The organism is Lysinibacillus sp. fls2-241-R2A-57 (genome assembly GCF_030209535.1).
In the GTDB taxonomy this organism is placed as follows: Bacteria; Bacillota; Bacilli; order Bacillales_A; family Planococcaceae; genus Lysinibacillus.
Window position 1 is genome coordinate 1 of the sequence record NZ_JARVRU010000047.1, and the last position, 21,221, is coordinate 21,221.

The window sequence follows — 21,221 nt, forward strand, 5'->3', positions numbered from 1 at the left end:
CACCAATCGCTTGATACGAAGGGTATTCTGTTATAAATCTATGCTTCTATACAGATTTGTATAGTTTTGTCTGATTTTATCGTAACAGTTTAGTTACCCAATAAATAACACTTAGCGCTTCTTCATAATGCTGCATTTTTTTCACATAGTCTGTAAATTGTTGTACAGTCATACTATCATCCTCCTATTTACGCTATTAGTTTATCATATTTTCGGAATTTTTGTATATTATAGACTTTGTAGAATTTCGTTAATAACCAGACTAATTCGAAAGATCAATTATGCCTCACGGAATCGGCTTTGTGAGAGGTGAGAAACTTCTGTAACTGCCGTTGCACTTTCATTACAAAAAACATTTGTACCTATCGCTTCGCTTTCGGAACAGAAAATAAATTGTTGAAAGAAGTTAAATATAAAAATGTCTACATGTCGTCAATAAACGACTTTGTAGACATTCAATGGCTATTTCTTTTATATCCAAAATTTAATCTTTTATCGCTGAAATAATATACTCTTTAATCAAGAACCATCTATCTCGCGGGTTCATCATAAAATCTGAAGTAATTGCCACAACTATATTCATTTTTGGAATACAACAAATAATATTGCCCCCATCTCCTATTGCTGAATATGTAGAAAGCCCATCTTCTTGTCGTAGCCACCATAAATAACCGTAATTGTTATTGTTCAACTCTGTTGATTCATGGATCCATCTCTTTGGAAGAACCTCGTAATTATCCCAGACGCCATTGTTTAAGTAGAGGTAGCCGAATCGTGCCATATCACGAGTAGTCAAAGTTAGCCCCCATCCACCTGTCGAGTTACCTCTTGGATCCTGGACCCATCCTTTCACATTTTTCCCGAATAAATCATCAAATCCATATGCATCCATTCGATAGTCAGGAATTTCTTTCATGCCAAGCGGTGTAAATAAATATTCATTGGCGAACGCTCGAGCACTTTTCCCTGTACTTCGAGTAATAATAGCTGATAATAAATGTGCTCCAGCTGTGGCGTATTTAAAAGTACCCAATTCCCCTTTTTCACCCATTATATCTAACGTATACTGTACCCAGTCCTGTTGCTGACATAGTATATCTAAAGGTTCATGCCAGTCCTCAAAAGGATATGGTACCGTCATCGTAAGAAGATGACGTAAAGTAATGTCATGTTTTTTAGCATCTAGCATATAGTCAGGAAAAAAATCCAACACCTTCTGTTCAACGCTTTTAATATATCCTTTATCAATAGCAATACCAACGAGTGCTGATAGGACACTTTTTGTGACAGATGCTACATGGTGAGTATCATCAAGACCGTTGCCATTAAAATATTTTTCATATGCCAGAAAACCATTTCTAACAATAACAATGCCATTTATATTGCTATACTCACTTATGATTGTCTGCTCTAGCTCCGAAAGCTTTTTACTGTCCATATTTACGTTATCCGATTCTACCGTTTGCCAATTTATTGTTGTTTGCATTAGAACCTCCTAATTTTAACTTCTTTCAGCGGATGTCATTTTTTCTTTACAGGAAAATATACCTCTGTCACATAATTCTCAGGATTGTTTACTTGATTTGGGTCTGTTATGTATATTTCATATGGTGGTAATATTAATTCATAACCCTCGTTTTCAATCCATTTCGTCAAATTAGCATAGACAGATGTCAATTCTGGATAAGCCCCCTTTAAAACAGACTTAGCACAAAGGCTACCTGGCAAATCCCTCGTTCCTTTGACAGTCTCAGCAATCGGAATAGCAAACTCGGTATCATTGCCAGCAGGATTAAATTCAGGGCTATGGTAAATCGTCATCGGCTGACCAAGTAAAGTGAGCTTCTCCTTCGCAATCTTTTCATATAACTCGCTAAAATAATGGCCATATCCTGATGCATAATCATCACTACTCATCATCAGTCGCTTATAAAGGATATTCATTGGCTTTGTTTCAACCAGTTGTACTTCGATATCATCAAGGTACGACATAATTGGTACACCTTTTTCTAAGTTCGAAATATCATGAGTCAGTTGTTTTACAAGAAAATCAAAAGCCTTTAGTTTTTCTTGGATCTCCTTTCTCTTATGATTAAGAGCTGAACAAAGCTTTTCTTCGGACTGATCCTCATCTAATTCCAGCATAGTTTTAATTTCTTCAAGAGAAAAATGATAGGATTTTAAACGGTTGATATAGAGCATTCTTTTTAGTTGTTCGATAGAATAATACCGATAACCGCTTTCAGCATTAATCTCATCTGGGTTAATTAATCCAATTTCATCGTAATATCGAAGTGTTTTTGTAGAGACACCACATATTTTTGAGAATTCGCCAATCGATAGCACAAAATCACCTCATTCATTGATTTGTTACTTGCTACAATTCATTTATACACCTTTCCCTAAGGACAAAGTCAATCAAGATTTATACTTTAACCCCTTTGACTTTTACTTTCCTTGACGAAAACTTTTATTGACCGATTAGTACAAAAAGGATATTCTAGTAATGTAAACGAGAGGAGAATCAATTTGAATAAACGAGGCAGACCCCGAGAGTTTGAGTATTCCTCAATTGTAGATGTCGCCATGAAAACTTTTTGGAAAAGAGGGTATGAGGGGTGTTCTACACAGGATTTATGCAATGATACTGGACTTGGGAAAGGTAGCTTATACAATACTTTTGGGAGTAAACATGAACTATATCAACAAGTATTAGAACGCTATCATGAATTTGGAATTAAGGAACAGCAGGAATTGTTAAATGCTCCAATTGCATTGAAAGATCGGTTAAGTAATCTTTTCGAGTGGGCATTGAAAGAAGATTTTGAGAATATTGATCAAAATGGTTGTTTATTAATTAATGCTGGTGTAGAAAGAGCTAAAAATGACGTAATGGTTCAAGAAATTTTCTCACGGCATGTCGAGCTTCTGAAACAAGCTATTGAAAAAATAATGGAGGAAGGATTGCAAACTGGTGAAATTTCAAAAAAGCAAACAGCTGAGGAATTAGCTAGTCTATTTTTAAGTAGTTATTACGGGTTCCGTGTTCTTAATGTTTCGATGCAAAATCGGCTGTTGGCTGAGCAGGTCATGAAAGGAACAATGGAGTCTATTTTCGGCGCCTAGTGCGCTCTTTTTTCTAACTATTTTTGTACCGAACATTACAATAATGGGTAAGGAGTGTTTTTATGCCATCGATAATTTATTTGCTAGCTTTAGCGATTTTTTGTATGACTACATCTGAATTTATGGTAGCAGGAATGATGAACGAGCTTGCTCTAGCATTTCAGGTTTCTGTATCGTCTATTGGATATTTAATTACTGCTTATGCAGGAGCAATGGTGATAGGGGGCCCAAATTTAACGGCAATTCTCTTAAGAATACGCAGTAAACAAGCATTGTTATTTTTAATGTTTGTATTTTTAATTGGTCAATCGCTTGGAGCCATTGCTTGGAACTATGATAGTATGATGATTTCACGTATTATTACTGGTATTGCTTCATCTTCAGCATTTGGAGTGGCTGTTTCCTTTTCTACAACATTTGTCCACCCTAATTCAAGGGGAAAAGCGGCATCAATTGTACTTGCAGGTTTAATGCTTTCAACTGTCTTAGGTTTACCTATCACAACTGTTATCTCACAATATTTTGGCTGGCGTATTAGTTTTGGGTCGGTTTCCGTTCTTGTTCTAGTATCAGCAGTCATGATTCAATGGTTGATACCATCATCGTCAATTAAAGCTCCATTAGATTGGAAAGACGAACTTTTGCATTTTAAGAATATTCATCTTTGGGCAGCATATGTAACAAGCATGTTTATTATCGGTGGTACATTTGCCGCATTTAGTTATTTCACACCTATCTTTACAAATGTTACAGGCTTTTCTAGTGCAAGTATTCCGTATTTACTTGCTCTCTACGGTAGTGCAACAGTAGTTGGGAATATAGTAATTGGAAAGTTCGCTGATAATTATACAATGAAAATACTTATGAGTGGATTGATTATATTAATTGTAGCATTGTCTGTATTTGCGTTAGGAGCGGAAAATAAATATATTGCTGTTATCTGTACTATTTTTATTGGTTTAACGGGAGTTGCGATGAATCCAGCTATGATTGCAAGAGTAATGAAAACAGCGAATAGTGGGGCAATGATAAATACTGTTCACACCTCTTTTATTACACTCGGTGTTGCTATTGGTTCATCGCTTGGTGGTCTAGGAATTAGTAAAGGATATGGTTATTTATCGCCACTGTGGATTGGCGTTTGTTTAGCTGTTCTAGGGTTACTATCATTATTCCCTTATTTACATAAAAGGAAGGAAAATTAATGATTCAAAATAGATTAAAAAGTTGGGTGAGGCATATGTGTCGCTTCCCCCACATCTATGGGCTCAACGCGTAGTTTCTTGTCCATATGCCCGATAAATCTTAAATAAAAACTAATACAAACTAAAGAAGCTCTCTTCGAACTTTCACGTTCAAAGAGAGCTTCATATTCTATATAAATAAGGGGGAATTTTAACTAGCTTTCAAGATCAATTATGCCTTGGCATAATTGCGTCTGGAATCGGGTTTGTGCTTGCACAAAGAACTCCTTTCCGATTTCCGTGACATCCGCCGGAGGCTTTAACTTCTTTCAGCGGGTGTTTGGAAACTCGCTGAAAAGTGACTTAAAACCGCATTCATCTCACCAACTATAGAGGTTGGAGACTACTGCTGAAAGAAGTTAAATGTTCGGTTTCCAATCAAACATTTTTAAGAGCTAAAGTTTTTTTACAACAGATATATAGTTGGGGATCCTACATATCTTATTGCAGCATAGCGTCTGATTACCCTATGTTTTGGCAAATTTGTAATACTTGTTTTACGGCTTCTGCTGATTGATGGAGCGCCGTTTTTTCTTCATTTGTCAGGTGCAATTCAATAACTGATTCAATGCCATTGCCACCTAATATTGTCGGTACTCCTAAAAATAATTCGTGGTAACCGTACTCTCCTTCTAAAAGGGCGATAGAAGGAATTATTTTACGCTGATCTTTCATAATGATTTCGACCATTTGTGCACAGGCAGCTGCTGGTGCATAATAAGCACTGCCATTTCCTAACAAACCAACAATTTCTCCGCCACCTTTACGTGTACGTTCTACGATTTGCTGCAATCTGTCTTGGGGAATCAGTTTTTCTAATGGAATACCTCCAGCATAGGAATATCGAATTAATGGAACCATTTCGTCGCCATGTCCACCTAAGACGAATCCTGAAACATCCTCTGGAGCAATTTGAAGCTCTTGTGCAACAAATGTATTAAAACGTGCTGTATCTAGCACACCTGATTGGCCAATGATACGATTTTTCGGAAAGCCTGTTTCTTTATAGCAAACGTAAGTCATGGCATCTACAGGATTGCTTAATATAAGAACAATGCTGTTAGGTGCATAATGTTTGATTTGCTTAGAAACTTGTTGAATGATTTTTGCATTCGTCGTCACTAAGTCATCACGACTCATACCAGGTTTACGGGGAATACCAGCTGTAATAATGACAATACTTGCTCCAGCTATATCCTCATAATTACTTGTTCCTTTAATAGAAACATTAAATTTTTCTATTGGTCCTGTTTGTAATAAATCCAGCGCCTTTCCTTTTGTCGGATTTTCCGCTTCTGGAATATCTAACAGGACAACATCTCCTAGCTCTTTTTGGGCTAAAAATAAGCTTAAAGTTGCGCCAGTATGACCAGCACCAATTACAGCAATTTTACTTTTTCGAAAAGACATTATGCCTCACCTCGATTTTCAGTAGCTGCTGTTTCCGTCGTTTTTTTAGCACGTGTTGTTGTTGTAGTTGATGTTGGCTTTTTCTTTGGTGCTTCTGGTCCTTTAATCATTTGAAAAACATCTTCATCTGGTCGTGGAATTACGTGAGCGCCTAATAGTTCTCCAACGCGCATTGCAGCGGCTTTTCCAGCTTCTACTGCTGCTTGGACAGAACCAACATCACCTTTCACGACGATTGTCACAATCCCACCATCAACGAACTCTTGCTTGACGATAGTTACATCTGATGACTTTATCATCGCATCAGCAGCTTCGTAAGAGCCTACTAATCCTTTAGTCTCAATCATTCCAATAGCGCTACTCATTCTCTTCACCTCGCATAACTTCTGTAGAATCAATAATACCTATAACAACTGCATCGATAGGCAATGGATTTTCTTTCATAATATATCTGGATGATCCACCACTCGTAATGAGCACATCATCTCCAATTCCCGCCCCGATTCGGTCAGCTGCTACAATTTCTGAGCGAATCGGCTGCTGATTGGAGTCAATTGGTTGAATAATTAATAATTTTAAGCCATTCAACCCTTCCTCTTTACGTGTCGCCCATACACTGCCTATCACTCTTCCCATCTGCATGAACTTCACCTCTATATCCTGCATGGACTTTTCTAATTATTCAGAGCGAATTGTTAACCTCTTATTCAACTCTCGTAATTTGTCATAAGCCAATGCTGTGACAATTGTTTTTTTAGGAACAACAATTTCTTTTGCTTCAATTTCAAGTACTTCTACTTGTGAAAGTAGCTTCTTATCAAAATGATAAATCGATGGTTTATCTGCTTGACTTACGACTGGCGGGAGTTCTTTGACATGCATTTGCTCATTTGCTTGAGCATTGATAATTTCTGCAAATGTACCTTGTTGGATTAAACCTGCATTTGCTTCATCTGTATCAATATGCATCTCCAATCGATATCGCTCAGAAACACGAATCATTACATTTGATAAAATAATCGGTCTTATACCCTCTACTTTAATTTGTACCGATTGTCCATCCGCTACTTGGAAACGAGCACTGTCAGCTGGTGACATATGAATATGTGCTTGTGCAATAATGAGCCCCTCATTTAGCACAACACTGCCCTTTGGACCAATAAGTGTGACAGGGCTAGAGCCTTTAATATCTCCTGATACTCTTAATGGTGGCTTAGCCCCTATTTTCATCGCGTCTGTCCAGCTAATTTCTACTTGAGATAATGATCGAGCTGGACCTAAAATGCGTACTCGCTCAATTGAACCCTTTGGTCCAGCAATAACTACTGTTTCCTCAGCAGCAAACTGACCTGGCTGTGAAAGCTCAAACTTAGGTGTTAATTGATAGTTTTCACCAAAAAGCTTCTCCACTTCCGCTTGAGCAAGATGTACATGTCTTGCCGATACACCAATAGGAATTTTTCCGTCATGTTGAGGGGAAGGCTGATTTTTCAAAACTTGCTGCAATACTTCTTCAACAATTTTTTGGACTAAATTCTCTTGCATCTAACCTCCTCCTTACGTCAATGATCTGACAATTTTTCCTTGCGCTTGCTGTTCAATAAAGCCCGCATTCGCTTCATCTGTATCGATATGCATCTCTAAACTAAAATCGTTCGACACACGAACTACAACCCCACGAAATGTCACAGGTCGCTCACTATCCACTTCCACAGATACTAATTCATTATTTTGTACATTCAATGCTATTGCATCTTCTTCCGTCATATGAATATGTGCCTGTGCAATAATGACTCCCTGCTCGATCATTATTTCTTTTTCTTGATGAATTAATTTGATACCAGCTGAACTTTCGATATCTCCCGATTGCCTTAAAGGAGGGGTTAATCCTATTTTCATTGCATCTGTCCGACTGATTTCCACCTGTGTTGCCGCTCTTACAGGACCTAATACACGTACATTATGAAGGACACCTTTTGGTCCTTCTATGGAAACACGCTCTTTTGCTGCAAATTGTCCTGGCTGCGAAAGATCAAAATCCTTTGTTAGCGCTGCATTTGGACCAAAAAGTGCTTGTAAATCCTCTTCACTTACATGTATATGCCGAGCTGAAATGGCCACAGGAAATGATTTTGTCGCTGTTTTCACGTTAGCCACCTCTATATCTTAATTACTGTTGAAAATGAATGGGCAGGATGAGGTGCAATGTGTATCATCTGTATCATCCTGACCTTCCATTTATGATGTTCTTTCCGTCACTTGGACCTTCATTCCGTCGTTCCGGCTTTTCTTTTCGTCACTTTGGCTTTTCTTTCCGTCACTCCGGCTCTTCTTTCCGTCGCTTCGACCTTCATTCCGTCGCTACGGCTCTTCTTTCCGTCGTTTCGGACATTCTTTCCGTCACTCCGGCTCTTCTTTCCGTCGCTTCAGCTCTTCTTTCCGTCGCTTTGACTTCTATCCGTCACTTCGGCTTTTCTTTGCGTCACTCCAGCTTTTCTTTCCGTCGCTTCAGCTCTTCTTTCCGTCGTTCCGGCTCTTCTTTCCGTCGCTTCGACTCTTCTTTCCGTCGTTTCGGCTCTTCTTTCCGTCGTTTCGGACCTTCATTCCGTCGCTTTGGCTTCTTTCCGTCGCTTCCAACCTTCATTCCGTCGCTTCGGCTCTTCTTTTCCGTCGCCCTTATTCTGAAGTTAAAATTAAGCTTCTGCTTTTGGTAAAATTAATTCTAATTCATGGTGTGGACGTGGGATTACGTGTACAGATAGAAGTTCTCCAACACGTTGTGCCGCTGCAGCTCCTGCATCAGTAGCTGCTTTTACTGCTCCTACATCACCACGTACTAATACAGTGACAATACCGCCACCAACATGTACTTTTCCTACTAAGTTAACGCTAGCAGCCTTCACCATTGCATCCGCTGCTTCAATTGCTCCTACTAATCCTTTTGTTTCTACCATTCCTAATGCTGTACTCATTTGTCATTCCTCCAATTTATTTATTTAATGTTATTTGTTTTAATACTTGATCAACAATTTGCTGAACCATCGCTGTATCCAAAGTTGGATCTTGTTCTTTACTATTTTCTACTACTGGTTTTGTTAAAAATTCTGGTTTTGGCACCTCTACATCTTTAATGCCATAAGCCATACGTTTAATATTCAATAAATGTCTCGCGGTAATGTTATCGGACGTAATATTGCCACCAAACGTACCGCATCCTAATGTAAAGGATGGTGCTAATCCAGTAGTTCCACCAACAGCGCCAATAGATGATAATGTATTGACAACAATTCTGGACACTGGTAGTTCAACTGCAAATTGCTCAGCTAAAGCTGTATTTTCTGTATGAAGAGAGCATGTATGGCCTCGTCCACCAATGTTTAGTAAATCAATCATCACTTGTTTTGCCTCTGTGCTGCCCTCGACTGTGTATAGTGCAAAGATCGGCGACAATTTTTCAAGTGAGAATGGAATATTTTTGCCAATCATTGTTTCCATACCAACGAGTACTTTCGTATCTTCTGGCACGGTAATACCGACAGAATCTGCTAAGCATGCCGCTGATTTCCCTACAATTTGAGGATTTACTTTCCCTGGGACAGGAGAAATTAACTTCTCCATCTTCACCTTCTCTTCATCACTCAAAATATAAGCATGGTTTTTCTTTAACTCTGTCAAAACTTGCTCAGCAATTACCTTATCTACAATAATGGATTGTTCCGTTGCACAAATTGTGCCATTATCAAAAGATTTACTTTGTACAAGCTGACGAACTGCTTTAGAAATATTAGCTGATTTTTCAATGTAAGCTGGAACATTTCCTGGTCCTACACCGTAAGCAGGTTTGCCTGAACTATAGGCTGCTTTCACTAGCGCACCGCCACCAGTCGCTAAAATCAAATGAATATCTGGGTGCTTCATTAGTTGCTGTGTAGCCTCCATAGAAGACATCGTTAAACAGTGTAGCAATCCTTCTGGTGCTCCTGCTTTTTCTGCAGCAACTCTACAAATCTCTAAAGCTTCCTTTGTACAATCAACCGCATAAGGATGTGGGCTTAATACTAGACCATTTCTAGTTTTCAATGAAATAAGTGTTTTAAAGATTGCAGTAGATGTTGGATTTGTCGTTGGGACAATGCCCGCGATCACTCCAAACGGACTAGCGATCTCTGTCACTTTTTTCATGCGATCGAAACCTACGACACCAACTGTCTTTAAATCTTTTATATCTTCGTAGACATCTCGAGAGGCAACCTCATTTTTCATTTTTTTATGATTAGGTATGCCCATCCCTGTTTCCTGAACGGCCATATTTGCCAAACGTTCTGCTTCTTTAAATGCGGCATCGGCAACAGCTTTGACGATACTATCTACTTGCTGCTGTGAATACTGCATGTAAGCAGCTTGTGCGATATTGGCATGTCTCACGGCGTCTCTCATTTCTTGAATTGCTAATAAATCTTTATCTAATGTGGCCATAAAGCCCCTCCTTTCTATACAACTGGATTTCTCGCTAAATTCTCAATAGCTTCTCTAAAAGCATCTGCTGCAGCTTGGCAGGAAGATTGGCTACCACTTAATAAGCCTCCACCGAAATTGGTTTCAGATGGTGGGCCAAAGAAAACCTTTAGCTCTACATCTGCCGCCTTTAATGCAGCGTCTAAACCAACGACAGCCTCAAGCGGTGGTGCTATTAAATAAGCAAGAGCCGTTCCAGCCTTCACATTCGCCAACTCTGCCAGATACGTACCACAGCTTGCTACAGTATGTGCAAAAAGAGCGTGGTTTTCATTGTGAAGAATAGCTTCAAAATACGTATCAAACTGAATTTTCTGCTGAATGGCATCTAAACCACTGCGTATTTCATCAGGCGAGCTACCAGCAATGATGCCAATGACCTCACCGGATAACGGACCAGATGCATGTGCCGCTCCAGCATAAAAGCTTTTTGCATAAACAACTTCAACATCAGCTTTTTTCGTCGCTTCGTCTAATGCTACATAGCCAACATCATCTATTGTGAGAGTTACGAGTCCAATGCTATTGTGATATGGCTTTAAATCTAATTGCTCTGCTAATTCACTATTTACTCTCGGAATGATTTGCATTGCCAAAATTTCTGCCATAATTTTTTGAGGATTCATCGTTTGCCCTCCTAACCTTCTTTTGCCACAAGACCTACTCCACTTGCCTTGTAATGCAATATTTTTTGAACGACCGTTCCTAAATAAGCACCTGCCTCTAATGGCGGGATGCCACCTTTATGGATGTTCGAAACGACCATTCGATCAGCTTCTACTGTGCCAATTCTAGGTTGGTAGCATATATAGGCACTCATTGACTCCGCTGATACAAGCCCAGGACGCTCACCGATTAAATAAACGATTACTTCTGCTTGTAAAAGCTCGCCAATTTCATCCATTAGCGCTACACGCCCTTTATCAATATAGAAGGTAGTTCCTATTTCAATATTTAAATTACGAAGACTTTGCTGTAACGCTAAATAAACATCTTGCACATTTTCTTCAATCGCACTAGCGCTTAATCCATTAGAAATAATAATTTGTACATTTGGATTTTTTTGGCATTTCGATTGAATCAATGTCTTAGCTTCATCTGATAAACGACGACCTAAATCCGGTCTTGTAATGTATTCTTCCTTATCTGTCACTTTAGTTGTAACTTGAAAGACATCAAGCTTTTGTAGTAGCTCCTCTGTCACTTCTCCATATACTGCATCCACTGCTGCCGCATGATCGAGGCGGAATTTTAGCCAAGTTTTTGTTTTTGGTCTGGTCCCAGCTCTCCCAACACCTATTCTTGCTGGTGTATGTTTTTTTGCCGCTTGTACACTTTCAGACACTTCATCCTCTTCAAATTTAAAGGCTCGGATAGGCGCCACCGTGTGCGACGATTCATCATAACTTGCACTGTAATATGATTGTTCGTGATTACCTGATTCATTCTGATAAAGCTTAATTAACGGTTCATTTGATTGTTCTGATGTGCTTGGACTTGCTACTTCATCAGCATGATTAGCTGCCGTATCATAGAATTTAATAAGTGTTTCCTTTTGTTCTTCTGTTGCCACAGCTGGTTCTGGTGAAGATTTAACGGACGTATCATTACCCATCTTTTCCATTACGAGCTGTGTAATCATCGATACTAATTGTTCATTCAATAGACTCACCTACCTTTCAAATATCGATAAATCGCCAGCTCTTGCTGATAGACGACCATTTTCATAAATGCCCATTTTCTCTAACCATGCTAGATATGCAGGTGCTGGTTTTTTACCAAACGTTTGAAGTAATGTAGCGACATCATGGAAGCTCATTGACTGATAGTTCAGCATGACATCGTCGCCCATAGGTGCAGCAATAATAAAATTAACGCCAGCTGCTGTTAGTAAAACACTTAAATCTTCAACATCATTTTGGTCTGCTTTAATATGGTTTGTGTAACAAATATCAACGCCCATTGGGATGCCGTGCATTTTGCCCATAAAGTGATCTTCTAGGCCCGCACGTATAACCTGCTTGTTATTGTATAAATACTCAGGTCCAATAAAGCCAACAACCGTGTTTACAATATACGGATTAAAATGTCTAGCAAATCCGTAATTGCGTGATTCGAGCGTTACTTGGTCTATGCCCATATGTGCCTCAGCAGATAACTCGGAACCCTGTCCTGTTTCAAAGTAGAATAAATTCGGACCAGTACCAGTTCCTTGTTTTTTTACAAGTTCCTCTGCTTCTCTGATTAAGTCTGCAGAAATACCGAATGAACGGTTTGCAATTTCAGTCCCCGCAATACTTTGGAAAATCATATCTGCAGGTGCGCCTTGTTTAATTGCCTTCATCTGTGTCGTAATATGTGCCAATACACAATTTTGCGTAGGAATCGACCAATCATTGATAAACTCCTTTGTGGCTTGCAATACTTTTTTCACACTTTCAACTGAGTCATCAACTGGGTTAATTCCAATGACCGCATCACCAATTCCGTAAGACAACCCTTCTTTTAATGAGGCAATAATCCCGTCAATATTGTCTGTCGGATGATTCGGCTGCAATCTCGAAGAAAGTGTGCCCTTTTGTCCGATCGTAATATTACAAGTCGACAGTATTTCTACTTTATTAGCTGCATGAACAAGATCTAAGTTGGACATCAGCTTTGTAACTGCCGCAATAATTTCTGAATTCATGCCCTTGCTTAATCGTTTTAATTCCCGATCGCCTGTTTCATTGGATAAAATATATTCCCTGAGCTGCTCGATACTCCAGTTTTTAATTTCCCCGTAAATTTGCTCATTGATGTCCCCTTCAATAATGCGTGATACCTCATCATTTTCTTGAGGAACTAATGGATTTTCTCTGATATCCTTCACTAATAGCTCACTTAAAACGGCCTTTGCCGCAATTCGCTGCTGTACAGATTCTGCCGCAATTCCAGCTAGCTGATCTCCTGATTTTTCTTCATTGGCCTTGGCCATTACATCCTTTAATGAATTAAAATTATATTTTTCTCCACCAAATATCACCGATAGATTCACATTCATCCTCCTTACTTTGAGTGGAAAGCAAGTGTTTTTACGACGACCGGGACAACACCAGATGGTAGTACTTCCCCAATGTCAATGTAATCACCCGTTTCTACTTTGATTTGATCGATGCAAATGATGGGAACTGTTTGATTGATCGCTTGTATGGTTTGCCCAATAATTTTTGCATAATCTGATTGAATGACTATGATAATTGGTATTTCCTTGGAGCTTCTCGTCGCTAAGTGCTTCAAAATAGCCTCACATAATGCACGGACATCCTGAAAGCTTAAATATGGTAACTGACTAAAATAGAGTGCAAACGGAGAGCGATTCTCCTGGATAGAAAATAGCGCATCGGCTCGTTCAACAGCTGTTTTTACCGCATAGTCGAATTCTTTGCTGTTCGTATCCATATGACAATCGAAAACAGGCACATTTTTTAAAGGCAATACTTCTGCATCTACCTGGATCGTTGCACCACTAATTTCAGTTGTTTGTGTACCAGCACCTGTCACCGTTGCCCGCGCTGTTTCCTTTGGCTCAAGCCATAAAAAGGATTGCAGTTGCTCGTGCTGTAAAAGACTTTTCGCTAATTTTTCGCCGATATCATCATATTGTCGTTTTGTACATTCATTTTCATAAATACAGGCAGCTACTCCGCCTGAAAATACGACTGCATCAACTGGTTTATCCCATGTCGGCAAATGGCCTAGCAATAATGGATGTTGTTCATCTATTAATTGTCCATTTAGCGTCATCGCTACTATATTCAACATTTCTTGAATCAGTTGTGTGACACGTACATCCTCTGCCGAATCACCAATTTTTAATGGATTTGGCCATTTCTCCATAAGCTTCATAATCGGTGGTGATATCGATTGGACAATGCCATTGTGAAATTCTATAAGTCTTCCACCAACATGCAATGTACACGTACCAATTACCTCTCCGAACTGCATGACCGCAATATTTGCTGTTCCACCGCCGATATCGATATTTGCAATTACTTTGGCAGTATTTTTAGACTGCTGTAAAGTACCTGCGCCTTTCGCGGCTATGATACCTTCTAAATCGGGGCCAGCAGTAGCCACTAAAAAGTGCCCGGCTGTATCTGCAATCGCATGGACAACCTCACTGGCATTTTCCTTTGTTGCAGATTCGCCTGTAATGATAATGGCACCTGTTGAAATTTCTGATGGTGAAATTTGGGCCAGTTGATATTGCTGAAAAATAAATTGTTCTATCTTTTCCATATCGATCATTTCTTTATTGATAAACGGTGTTTTAATAATAGGACTTTGATGTAAAACCGTTTTTTCAATAATTTCTATCCGTGGCACATGTGTTACACCTGCAACATTTTTTAACAGAAAACTACTCACAACCATTTTTGTTGTACTTGTACCAATATCAATGCCTGCACTATAAATTTTTTCTGTCTTCAACTTACTCCTCCCTCTCGCCACTATGGGCAATACATGAGATAAGGACTATCACGATCCTTCACAAATTGGCGAATTTCTTCGTCAGAATTGAGCTGAATAAGTGGCGCAATAAACTCAATACCAAGCTTTTGCCACGAAGAGGTTTTCACAATAGGACCATGTGTCATGACATTTTGTAATAATGCTGTTGCTCTTTCTACATCTGCAAGGGGTGCATCAATTTTTGTAATGACACCAATTTGAATTTTCGGAATTCCTAAGCTAAATTGCGGAGGAAAAACACTCTTTGGTGACGTGGCATCCTGCAAATAAATCACATGTGTCACTTCAAGCGATGTTGCCATAATGTTTCTGTAATACATCGGATTTTCTATATATTCTCCAGGTGTATCAACAATCCAGTCATCATAAACGAGTGCCTGTGTTTTATTGGCTTGTCCATCTTTCCCCAATAACGCATTCATCAGTGTCGACTTCCCTGCTTGCACACCGCCTATTATCATTACTCGATTTTTCATACGGCACATCCTATGACTTAGTTATTTTTGATGGCGTATAGCCTAGCATCTCTGATAAAAAACGATTAATTTCTAACATCGCCATTTCAACCTCTGACACACTGCCAACAATAACGAGACTGCCAGTAAAGCGATCTAAAAATCCTAGTCTTACATTGGCTGCCTTTGTTGCTAAATCTCCTGCGATAATTACTGTTTCACTCGGTGTACATGTCATGATGCCAAGTGCACCCGCTTCTTGAATGCCTAGCTTTTGAAACATATCAGGGTCAGGATTGGCTATTAGATGGCTCAATGTTAGCTGCTTACCTGGCACAAACTCCTGAATAAACCGTTTCTTCTCTTCACTCACACGTCATCACCTCTTTCGTGTTTTTTAAGACTTTTGATCCGTTAGATATTCACCTTCTTTAATAATGCCTGCCTTGCGATCCTCTTGTTCTAGCTTTAAAGCTGTTGGAACAGATAACTTATAGGCTAAAATAATAGCGATAACACCAGCTAAAAACTTACCAGTAATAACAGGTAAAATAATTGTCGGCTGGAAGTTTGCCGTAAACGATAAATGATCTCCTAGAAGGAATGCTGAACAAACACCAAAGGCAATGTTAATCACCTTATCTTTTGGTGGCATATGTCGAACGAGTGTAAACATGGCCAAAATATTAGCAATTGTCGCTAAAAGACCTGCACTTCCCACTGACGATAAGCCTAATTTTTTACCTACTGCTTCTAGAGGTTTCGATGCATATTTTCTTATTAAATACACCATTGGGAATGCACCCGCTAGCATAATACCGATATATCCAGCCGTTTCTAATGCACGGAATTGATCGGCTTTATCTGCCATGATTGGATCAAAGCCCCATGCACCAAAGACCTTTGTAAAAATACCTGTAAAAATTTCTACAATCGAGAACACTAGCACAAGCTTGATAGCAGCATCCATCACACGTCCAAAAATCATGAAGCCTTTGATCATGCCATTTGGAATTAGCTTTAGACCTAACGCAATTAACACTACGAATATAAATAAAGGCAATAAATTAATTAATATTTGTAAAACTGAAATGGCAAAAACATATGTTGGTTCTGCTGTTGTACTAATCACTTCACGAACATTTGTATCAAACGTCACAATCATGATGGAAGAAATAAATGCTCCAATCGGAATTGTTAAAACACCCGCCATAATACCTAAAGCCATATATTTATGATCACGCTTATCTAACATGGCAAGACCCATTGGAATAGAGAAGACGATTGTTGCACCAGACATAAATCCGACAACTAGAGCCATGACCCATCCTTCATAGGACTCTTTTAACGCATTTGCTAATTGATATCCTCCCATGTCTGAAGCTAAAATTGTCGTTGCTGCAATTGCAGGATCAGCACCAATCAACTCAAAAATTGGACTAATAAAATGACTTATAAACCACGTTAAGTAAGGTATAGCTGCCATGATCCCTGCAGCAGGTACAAAAATGTGTCCAACCGTATGAATACCATTCATAAACTCTTTACCGATACCATATTCAGCATCCCGAATTGCTCCGAATGCCCCTAAAACTGCACAAATCATAATAATATAAACGATAACCGTTCCTATCATTGCCATCCTTCTCACCACCCCTTTATTTTTATCTATCTTTTTTATCTATATGAAAAAAGACGCATTAAAGAGGAAACCTCTTTAAAGCGTCTTTGCTTCAACTATTTACTTGTAAAGTATTGATAATGCGCCTTGCAATAAGCACCATTTCCTGTTGCGTCTGCATACTTTCACTGCGAATTTTTTTATAAGCTTCGTCCTCACTAAGATTTTCTGACTGCATCAGCAAACCTTTTGCTCGTTCGATTATTTTTCGCTTTTCTAATTCTGTTTGTTTATGCAGCAAATCCCCGTTAAGACGGTTGAACTTATCAATTTGATGAAAAGCCACTTCCAACGCTGGAAGGACATTTTTCTCAGAAAACGGTTTCATAACATAGCCTAAAATATTGTCCTGCTTCATGTATAGTAACAATTCTTTTTCACTATAAGCTGATATAAATAGCACTGGTATACCGACCTGTTGTTCGATAATTTTGCTCGCCTTTAAACCATCTAGCTTCGGCATTTTAATGTCCATTAAGATTAACTCTGGCTTATGTGTAAAAGCCAATTCAATTGCTGATTCTCCATTATTCGCTTGTGCTACCACTTCGTAGCCATTATCTTCTAGCATTAACTTCAAATCCATCGCAATTAGTGACTCATCCTCGACAATCATAACTTTCCTAGACATTTAGGATAAATACCTCCTCACTTACAGGAAACTGAATTTGAGTATGTGTACCTTGTTCACTAGGGATAATTGTAAATGTGCCAGCTAAATCATATTCAACAAGCCTTGTAATAATCTCCATTCCAAATGATGCCTTCACCTCTTGCATTCCAACGCCGTTGTCAGAAATATGAAGTGAAATAGTGGAAGCATCCTGCTGAAATTGTATATCGATTATTCCCTCCTCACGATCAGTAAAAGCATATTTCAGTGCATTTTGCAGTAGCTCACAAATGATTAACGCGAGCGAAACAGCTTTTTTAGCATGACAAAACAGCTGTACATTATCGTGATGAAAGATTAATTGAATAGATGTTGTGTTGGATGTCCCAACCATCTTATGTCCAATCTTTTTAGACAACGCGATAACGTCTACTTTCTCTTCAGCGTTATCCTCATTTTCTAAAATAAGTTCATAGACAGATGAAATACTATATATTCGATTTAATGCTTCTTGAAAAGCACTTGCATTCGAAGCTGACAAATCATTTCGCATTTGCAAACGTAATAAGCTTGTAACTGTCTGTAAATTATTCTTCACACGGTGGTGAATTTCTCGAATGGCAAATGTTTTCATCATTAGTTCATTTTCTTTTAGCTTAAGCTCTGTAAGATCATGAATAATGAGAAGTGTCACTTTATCGCTTTGATCACGAATAGGAATCTTTTTCACAATAAAGGATTTACGATCTATTGTAATTTCTATGAAAAAGACATCATCGCCTTTATCATAGACCTCCTGTAAAAAAGGTAAAATCTTATTCAATGCAACGTTGTCAAAACGTTCTAGCCCTGATAGCTCCGATATAAATCGGTAACCTGCAGGATTGCTATAGATGACTTTATTTTCATGATTTGTGAGAATTATTGATTCTACTAACAAGTCAGAAACAACTGGAATCGGTTGAGAATTGGGCTCTACGATATGCTCAATTAACGCAAATGGCATATTCCGAAAATCATCTTTAGGTGTTGTTTGCATCTCTACCTTTTTTTCCTGGATTAACACTGCAATAACCTGTTGTTGGTCATTAAATAGAGGGACAACGTTTTGTTCAACTGTTAAACCTTCCTGTGTAATCGCTCTAGTAATTGACGATTTTTCTTTATGTTTAAAAGCAGCAAATACTGCTGGTTCAAAGCTTTCAAATACAAATTTGCCAATTACGGATTTTTCATATAACCCTCTTTCTTCTTTTGGGAATGCCTCTGCCACAACAATTGCATGCGGTAAGTTTTCCATCATACAATCTATGAACATATAACAATCTGTCAACTCAGCATAATATGTTAGTGTAGATTCTATTTCTATTAACTTTTCTATATCTGTTGTAGATAAGTTCGTATATTTTCTACACAATGATTGAATGTTCGACAGGTTCAAACCCCCTATCACCGAATAATCAGAATTGAATTATTCTTAAAATTTCTTGTCATCATTATAAACCTTTTGTAAAATCATTTTCAATATAAAAAATAATTTATTTTAATAATTTCCGTTGCATTACAGAGAACTATATAGCTTAAAAGAGAAATATACAACACTTTTTTCAGACCATTCTACATTTTACAACAAAATTATTATTTTAATATATAAAAAAACGAGGTTGCAATGGGTGCAACCTCGCTTCTTTCTATTTTATTTCTGGTGTTACAGCTAATATATTTTCAAATGTTTCTTGTCGCTTTGCTTCTTCTTCATTCAATAAAATATGAATATCTCCATGGTCGTTAGAAGTACGAATTAAACGCCCCATTCCTTGCTGTAAACGAAGCTGCATGAATGGCAATTCAACTTCTTCATATGGATTTTCAGCAAATGTACGTTTCGCATCAAATAATGGATCGTGCGGAGGGAAAGGCAAATCATAAATAATAACCCGCGTTAATGCCTCCTCTGGCAAATCTAGACCTTCCCATAAATGATAGGAGCATAATGTTTTGATAGCGCCTTCTTGGAAATCACGTACGATTCCCGATAGTTCACGGTCTCCCTCAAATGCTACATACATCCGTTCCATAAGAGGTAACTCCGCTTTAAAATCTAACATTGCTTGTTTTGATTTAAATAAAATTAACGTTTTTTCACCATCACGTAATAGCTGTTGAACACGCGCCGTTTTGCCTTTTTGAGAAAGCTCATGTAAATAAATTCGCATAACTTCTTCATAGTCAAATGGAGAAGGCACAGAAAACGATTGATAATTACGAATTCCTAAACTATAGGCAATGTATGAAAAATCTTTATTGACTGATAAAGTTGCTGAAGAAAATACTATCGGAAGTTTTTTAGAGAATAATTTTTCTGCTAAAACTTCTGTAATAAGACGCGGCATAATGACGAGCGTTTCTTCACCATCAGTTTCCTCTAACCAATCGACTGCATCTCCTTGCGCTATGAAAATACGTAAAGATGCTTCGTATTGTTCCAAATATTCCTCTGCCATATTCAATTCATACTCTGGAATCATATACATTTCAGATTCAAAAACTAATTCCTCAAGTAATGTTTCCACATCATCAATCAGTTGTTTACCGTATTTCAAGAGATTTGGCGATTTATTAATACGTTTACGTTCTTCTTCAGAAGCTACTAGATCATCTCGCAGCTGGTCAAAGAATAGCTCATGGTCATCTTGTAATTTTTCCATTGCATATAATGTACGTTCTCTCACACCATCTACCATTAAACGCTCTAACAATTGAACAATTGTTGTCGCCTGTACTTTATACGTCATTGCTTTTTGCGCAGCATATTCTAATAAATGACCTTCATCTAACACAATCATTGATACCTCAGGCAATAAAGCTAATTGCCCTTCACGTTCACGAGACTCTTTTGTAGCTAAATGCTCCATCAAAAAATCTTGTGAACAAATGATTAAGTCAGTTGATTTACGATAATGTGCACGATGTAACGTTTGCCCACATCGATTACGCAGATCACATACTGAACACTGCATAATGGAGTTGTAGTTTACTTTTTGCCAATCTTCATCACTGACAGTTGGATAATCACTACGTTCTCCATACGGTTGTATAGCAATCATCGAGCCCTGTGCATATACTCCATCAGGTATAGAAAACGCAATATCATCGATCCATTCATCTGTTTCAACTTTTTCAGCTTCCTCAAAGCGCTTTAAACATAAATATTGGTCTCTTGATTTTGCTAAGCGGACATCAATTTCTAGACCTAATGTTTTCTGTAATTTATAAATATCTCCGCCCTCTTTTACTAGCTGATCGATTAAAGTTTCATCTGCACATGCAATAAGGGCTGGTTTACCAGTATAACGTGCATAGGATACAGCTGGTAGTAAATAGGCAATTGTTTTCCCAGTCCCTACCCCCGCCTCTGCAAAAAGCACATTTTTCTCTTTTAGGGCCTGCTCGATTTGATAGGCCATAAAAATTTGCTCATCACGACATTCAAAGCCCTTTTCAGGTAATTCATCGTAAAGGACGTCCCCCATCCAGTCACCTAATGACTCAAAAAATGAACGGTCCTTCGTTAATACAAATGGTAAAGATTTACGCAATTGACGTTCCCCCTCTAACTATCTGCTCCTATTATACGCGACGAAACGGAAGATAAGAAAAAA

At 38.4% G+C, this 21,221-nt stretch carries 22 protein-coding genes; 3 read left to right on the plus strand and 19 right to left on the minus strand.

From position 1 onward, the window contains the following. Nucleotides 1–484: 484 nt before the first annotated feature. Both QRN68_RS09985 and QRN68_RS09990 read right to left on the minus strand, forming a co-directional pair. A complete protein-coding gene (locus QRN68_RS09985; RefSeq protein ID WP_285396731.1) occupies nt 485–1,486 on the minus strand; it encodes a serine hydrolase domain-containing protein in 1,002 nt (333 codons plus the stop codon). A 35-nt stretch (nt 1,487–1,521) separates the two neighbouring features. After that, entirely contained in the window at nt 1,522–2,346 is an 825-nt protein-coding gene (locus QRN68_RS09990; RefSeq protein ID WP_285396733.1) for a MerR family transcriptional regulator, read from the minus strand. A 183-nt stretch (nt 2,347–2,529) separates the two neighbouring features. Here QRN68_RS09990 and QRN68_RS09995 point away from each other — a divergent pair, with 183 nt between their 5' ends. After that, nucleotides 2,530–3,126, plus strand: a complete 597-nt coding sequence (locus QRN68_RS09995; protein WP_285396735.1) for a TetR/AcrR family transcriptional regulator — start codon at nt 2,530–2,532, stop codon at nt 3,124–3,126. A 62-nt stretch (nt 3,127–3,188) separates the two neighbouring features. Then, complete coding sequence (locus QRN68_RS10000; protein ID WP_285396738.1) at nt 3,189–4,331, plus strand: MFS transporter; 1,143 nt, start codon at nt 3,189–3,191, stop codon at nt 4,329–4,331. Between the two features lie 501 nt (nt 4,332–4,832). Here the strand turns inward: QRN68_RS10000 and mdh are convergent. Genes mdh through QRN68_RS10025 form a run of 5 tightly spaced genes read right to left on the minus strand, consistent with a single transcriptional unit; the run spans nt 4,833 to nt 7,928 of the window. Continuing rightward, nucleotides 4,833–5,780, minus strand: a complete 948-nt coding sequence (mdh, locus tag QRN68_RS10005) for a malate dehydrogenase (RefSeq protein WP_285396740.1) — start codon at nt 5,778–5,780, stop codon at nt 4,833–4,835. After that, a complete protein-coding gene (locus tag QRN68_RS10010) occupies nt 5,780–6,145 on the minus strand; it encodes a BMC domain-containing protein (protein ID WP_285396742.1) in 366 nt (121 codons plus the stop codon). The genes mdh and QRN68_RS10010 overlap by 1 nt, the downstream gene beginning before the upstream one ends. Then, nucleotides 6,138–6,422, minus strand: a complete 285-nt coding sequence (locus tag QRN68_RS10015) for a EutN/CcmL family microcompartment protein (protein WP_079560024.1) — start codon at nt 6,420–6,422, stop codon at nt 6,138–6,140. Before QRN68_RS10015 ends, QRN68_RS10010 begins: the two co-directional genes overlap by 8 nt. A 36-nt stretch (nt 6,423–6,458) precedes the next feature. Further along, complete coding sequence (locus tag QRN68_RS10020; RefSeq protein WP_285396743.1) at nt 6,459–7,325, minus strand: phosphate propanoyltransferase; 867 nt, start codon at nt 7,323–7,325, stop codon at nt 6,459–6,461. Between the two features lie 12 nt (nt 7,326–7,337). Further along, nucleotides 7,338–7,928, minus strand: coding sequence for a phosphate propanoyltransferase (locus tag QRN68_RS10025; protein ID WP_285396744.1), 591 nt, complete (start codon nt 7,926–7,928; stop codon nt 7,338–7,340). Nucleotides 7,929–7,987: 59 nt separating this feature from the next. Here QRN68_RS10025 and QRN68_RS10030 point away from each other — a divergent pair, with 59 nt between their 5' ends. Next, nucleotides 7,988–8,494 (plus strand): hypothetical protein, encoded by a 507-nt coding sequence (locus tag QRN68_RS10030; protein WP_285396745.1) that lies wholly within the window; start codon nt 7,988–7,990, stop codon nt 8,492–8,494. Here the strand turns inward: QRN68_RS10030 and QRN68_RS10035 are convergent. The 12 genes from QRN68_RS10035 to QRN68_RS10090 all read right to left on the minus strand — a co-directional run bounded on the left by QRN68_RS10035 (nt 8,474) and on the right by QRN68_RS10090 (nt 21,158). Continuing rightward, complete coding sequence (locus tag QRN68_RS10035) at nt 8,474–8,752, minus strand: BMC domain-containing protein (RefSeq protein ID WP_053482447.1); 279 nt, start codon at nt 8,750–8,752, stop codon at nt 8,474–8,476. The two genes, QRN68_RS10030 and QRN68_RS10035, sit on opposite strands and share 21 nt — an antisense overlap. A gap of 16 nt (nt 8,753–8,768) precedes the next feature. Further along, the gene (locus QRN68_RS10040; protein WP_285396746.1) at nt 8,769–10,256 is read right to left on the minus strand and encodes an aldehyde dehydrogenase family protein; all 1,488 of its coding nucleotides are present in this window, start codon (nt 10,254–10,256) and stop codon (nt 8,769–8,771) included. Between the two features lie 14 nt (nt 10,257–10,270). Beyond that, entirely contained in the window at nt 10,271–10,921 is a 651-nt protein-coding gene (gene eutL, locus QRN68_RS10045; RefSeq protein WP_285396747.1) for an ethanolamine utilization microcompartment protein EutL, read from the minus strand. 11 nt (nt 10,922–10,932) lie between these two features. Beyond that, on the minus strand, nt 10,933–11,958 hold the full coding sequence (gene eutC, locus QRN68_RS10050) for an ethanolamine ammonia-lyase subunit EutC (RefSeq protein ID WP_285396748.1): 1,026 nt from the start codon (nt 11,956–11,958) through the stop codon (nt 10,933–10,935). Nucleotides 11,959–11,967: 9 nt separating this feature from the next. After that, on the minus strand, nt 11,968–13,338 hold the full coding sequence (locus QRN68_RS10055; RefSeq protein WP_285396749.1) for an ethanolamine ammonia-lyase subunit EutB: 1,371 nt from the start codon (nt 13,336–13,338) through the stop codon (nt 11,968–11,970). Nucleotides 13,339–13,343: 5 nt separating this feature from the next. Then, nucleotides 13,344–14,768, minus strand: coding sequence for an ethanolamine ammonia-lyase reactivating factor EutA (locus tag QRN68_RS10060; protein WP_285396750.1), 1,425 nt, complete (start codon nt 14,766–14,768; stop codon nt 13,344–13,346). Nucleotides 14,769–14,788: 20 nt separating this feature from the next. Then, complete coding sequence (locus QRN68_RS10065) at nt 14,789–15,286, minus strand: EutP/PduV family microcompartment system protein (protein WP_285396751.1); 498 nt, start codon at nt 15,284–15,286, stop codon at nt 14,789–14,791. Nucleotides 15,287–15,296: 10 nt separating this feature from the next. Beyond that, complete coding sequence (gene eutS, locus QRN68_RS10070; protein WP_053593758.1) at nt 15,297–15,638, minus strand: ethanolamine utilization microcompartment protein EutS; 342 nt, start codon at nt 15,636–15,638, stop codon at nt 15,297–15,299. Between the two features lie 24 nt (nt 15,639–15,662). Further along, the gene (eutH, locus tag QRN68_RS10075; RefSeq protein ID WP_285396752.1) at nt 15,663–16,907 is read right to left on the minus strand and encodes an ethanolamine utilization protein EutH; all 1,245 of its coding nucleotides are present in this window, start codon (nt 16,905–16,907) and stop codon (nt 15,663–15,665) included. Between the two features lie 91 nt (nt 16,908–16,998). Beyond that, the gene (locus tag QRN68_RS10080) at nt 16,999–17,577 is read right to left on the minus strand and encodes an ANTAR domain-containing response regulator (protein WP_285396753.1); all 579 of its coding nucleotides are present in this window, start codon (nt 17,575–17,577) and stop codon (nt 16,999–17,001) included. Continuing rightward, nucleotides 17,570–19,000, minus strand: a complete 1,431-nt coding sequence (locus QRN68_RS10085) for a histidine kinase N-terminal domain-containing protein (protein ID WP_285396754.1) — start codon at nt 18,998–19,000, stop codon at nt 17,570–17,572. Before QRN68_RS10085 ends, QRN68_RS10080 begins: the two co-directional genes overlap by 8 nt. Nucleotides 19,001–19,250: 250 nt before the next feature. Beyond that, nucleotides 19,251–21,158 (minus strand): ATP-dependent DNA helicase, encoded by a 1,908-nt coding sequence (locus tag QRN68_RS10090; RefSeq protein ID WP_285396755.1) that lies wholly within the window; start codon nt 21,156–21,158, stop codon nt 19,251–19,253. Nucleotides 21,159–21,221: the final 63 nt, after the last annotated feature.

Excerpts from the sequence above, each read along its gene's own strand:
- QRN68_RS09985 (WP_285396731.1), bottom strand. The coding sequence starts at position 1,486 with ATGCAAACAACAATAAATTGGCAAACGGTAGAATCGGATAACGTAAAT.
- QRN68_RS10000 (WP_285396738.1), top strand. The coding sequence starts at position 3,189 with ATGCCATCGATAATTTATTTGCTAGCTTTAGCGATTTTTTGTATGACT.
- mdh (WP_285396740.1), bottom strand. The coding sequence starts at position 5,780 with ATGTCTTTTCGAAAAAGTAAAATTGCTGTAATTGGTGCTGGTCATACT.
- QRN68_RS10010 (WP_285396742.1), bottom strand. The coding sequence starts at position 6,145 with ATGAGTAGCGCTATTGGAATGATTGAGACTAAAGGATTAGTAGGCTCT.
- QRN68_RS10015 (WP_079560024.1), bottom strand. The coding sequence starts at position 6,422 with ATGCAGATGGGAAGAGTGATAGGCAGTGTATGGGCGACACGTAAAGAG.
- QRN68_RS10020 (WP_285396743.1), bottom strand. The coding sequence starts at position 7,325 with ATGCAAGAGAATTTAGTCCAAAAAATTGTTGAAGAAGTATTGCAGCAA.
- QRN68_RS10035 (WP_053482447.1), bottom strand. The coding sequence starts at position 8,752 with ATGAGTACAGCATTAGGAATGGTAGAAACAAAAGGATTAGTAGGAGCA.
- QRN68_RS10040 (WP_285396746.1), bottom strand. The coding sequence starts at position 10,256 with ATGGCCACATTAGATAAAGATTTATTAGCAATTCAAGAAATGAGAGAC.
- eutL (WP_285396747.1), bottom strand. The coding sequence starts at position 10,921 with ATGAATCCTCAAAAAATTATGGCAGAAATTTTGGCAATGCAAATCATT.
- QRN68_RS10055 (WP_285396749.1), bottom strand. The coding sequence starts at position 13,338 with ATGAATGTGAATCTATCGGTGATATTTGGTGGAGAAAAATATAATTTT.
- QRN68_RS10065 (WP_285396751.1), bottom strand. The coding sequence starts at position 15,286 with ATGAAAAATCGAGTAATGATAATAGGCGGTGTGCAAGCAGGGAAGTCG.
- eutH (WP_285396752.1), bottom strand. The coding sequence starts at position 16,907 with ATGGCAATGATAGGAACGGTTATCGTTTATATTATTATGATTTGTGCA.
- QRN68_RS10080 (WP_285396753.1), bottom strand. The coding sequence starts at position 17,577 with ATGTCTAGGAAAGTTATGATTGTCGAGGATGAGTCACTAATTGCGATG.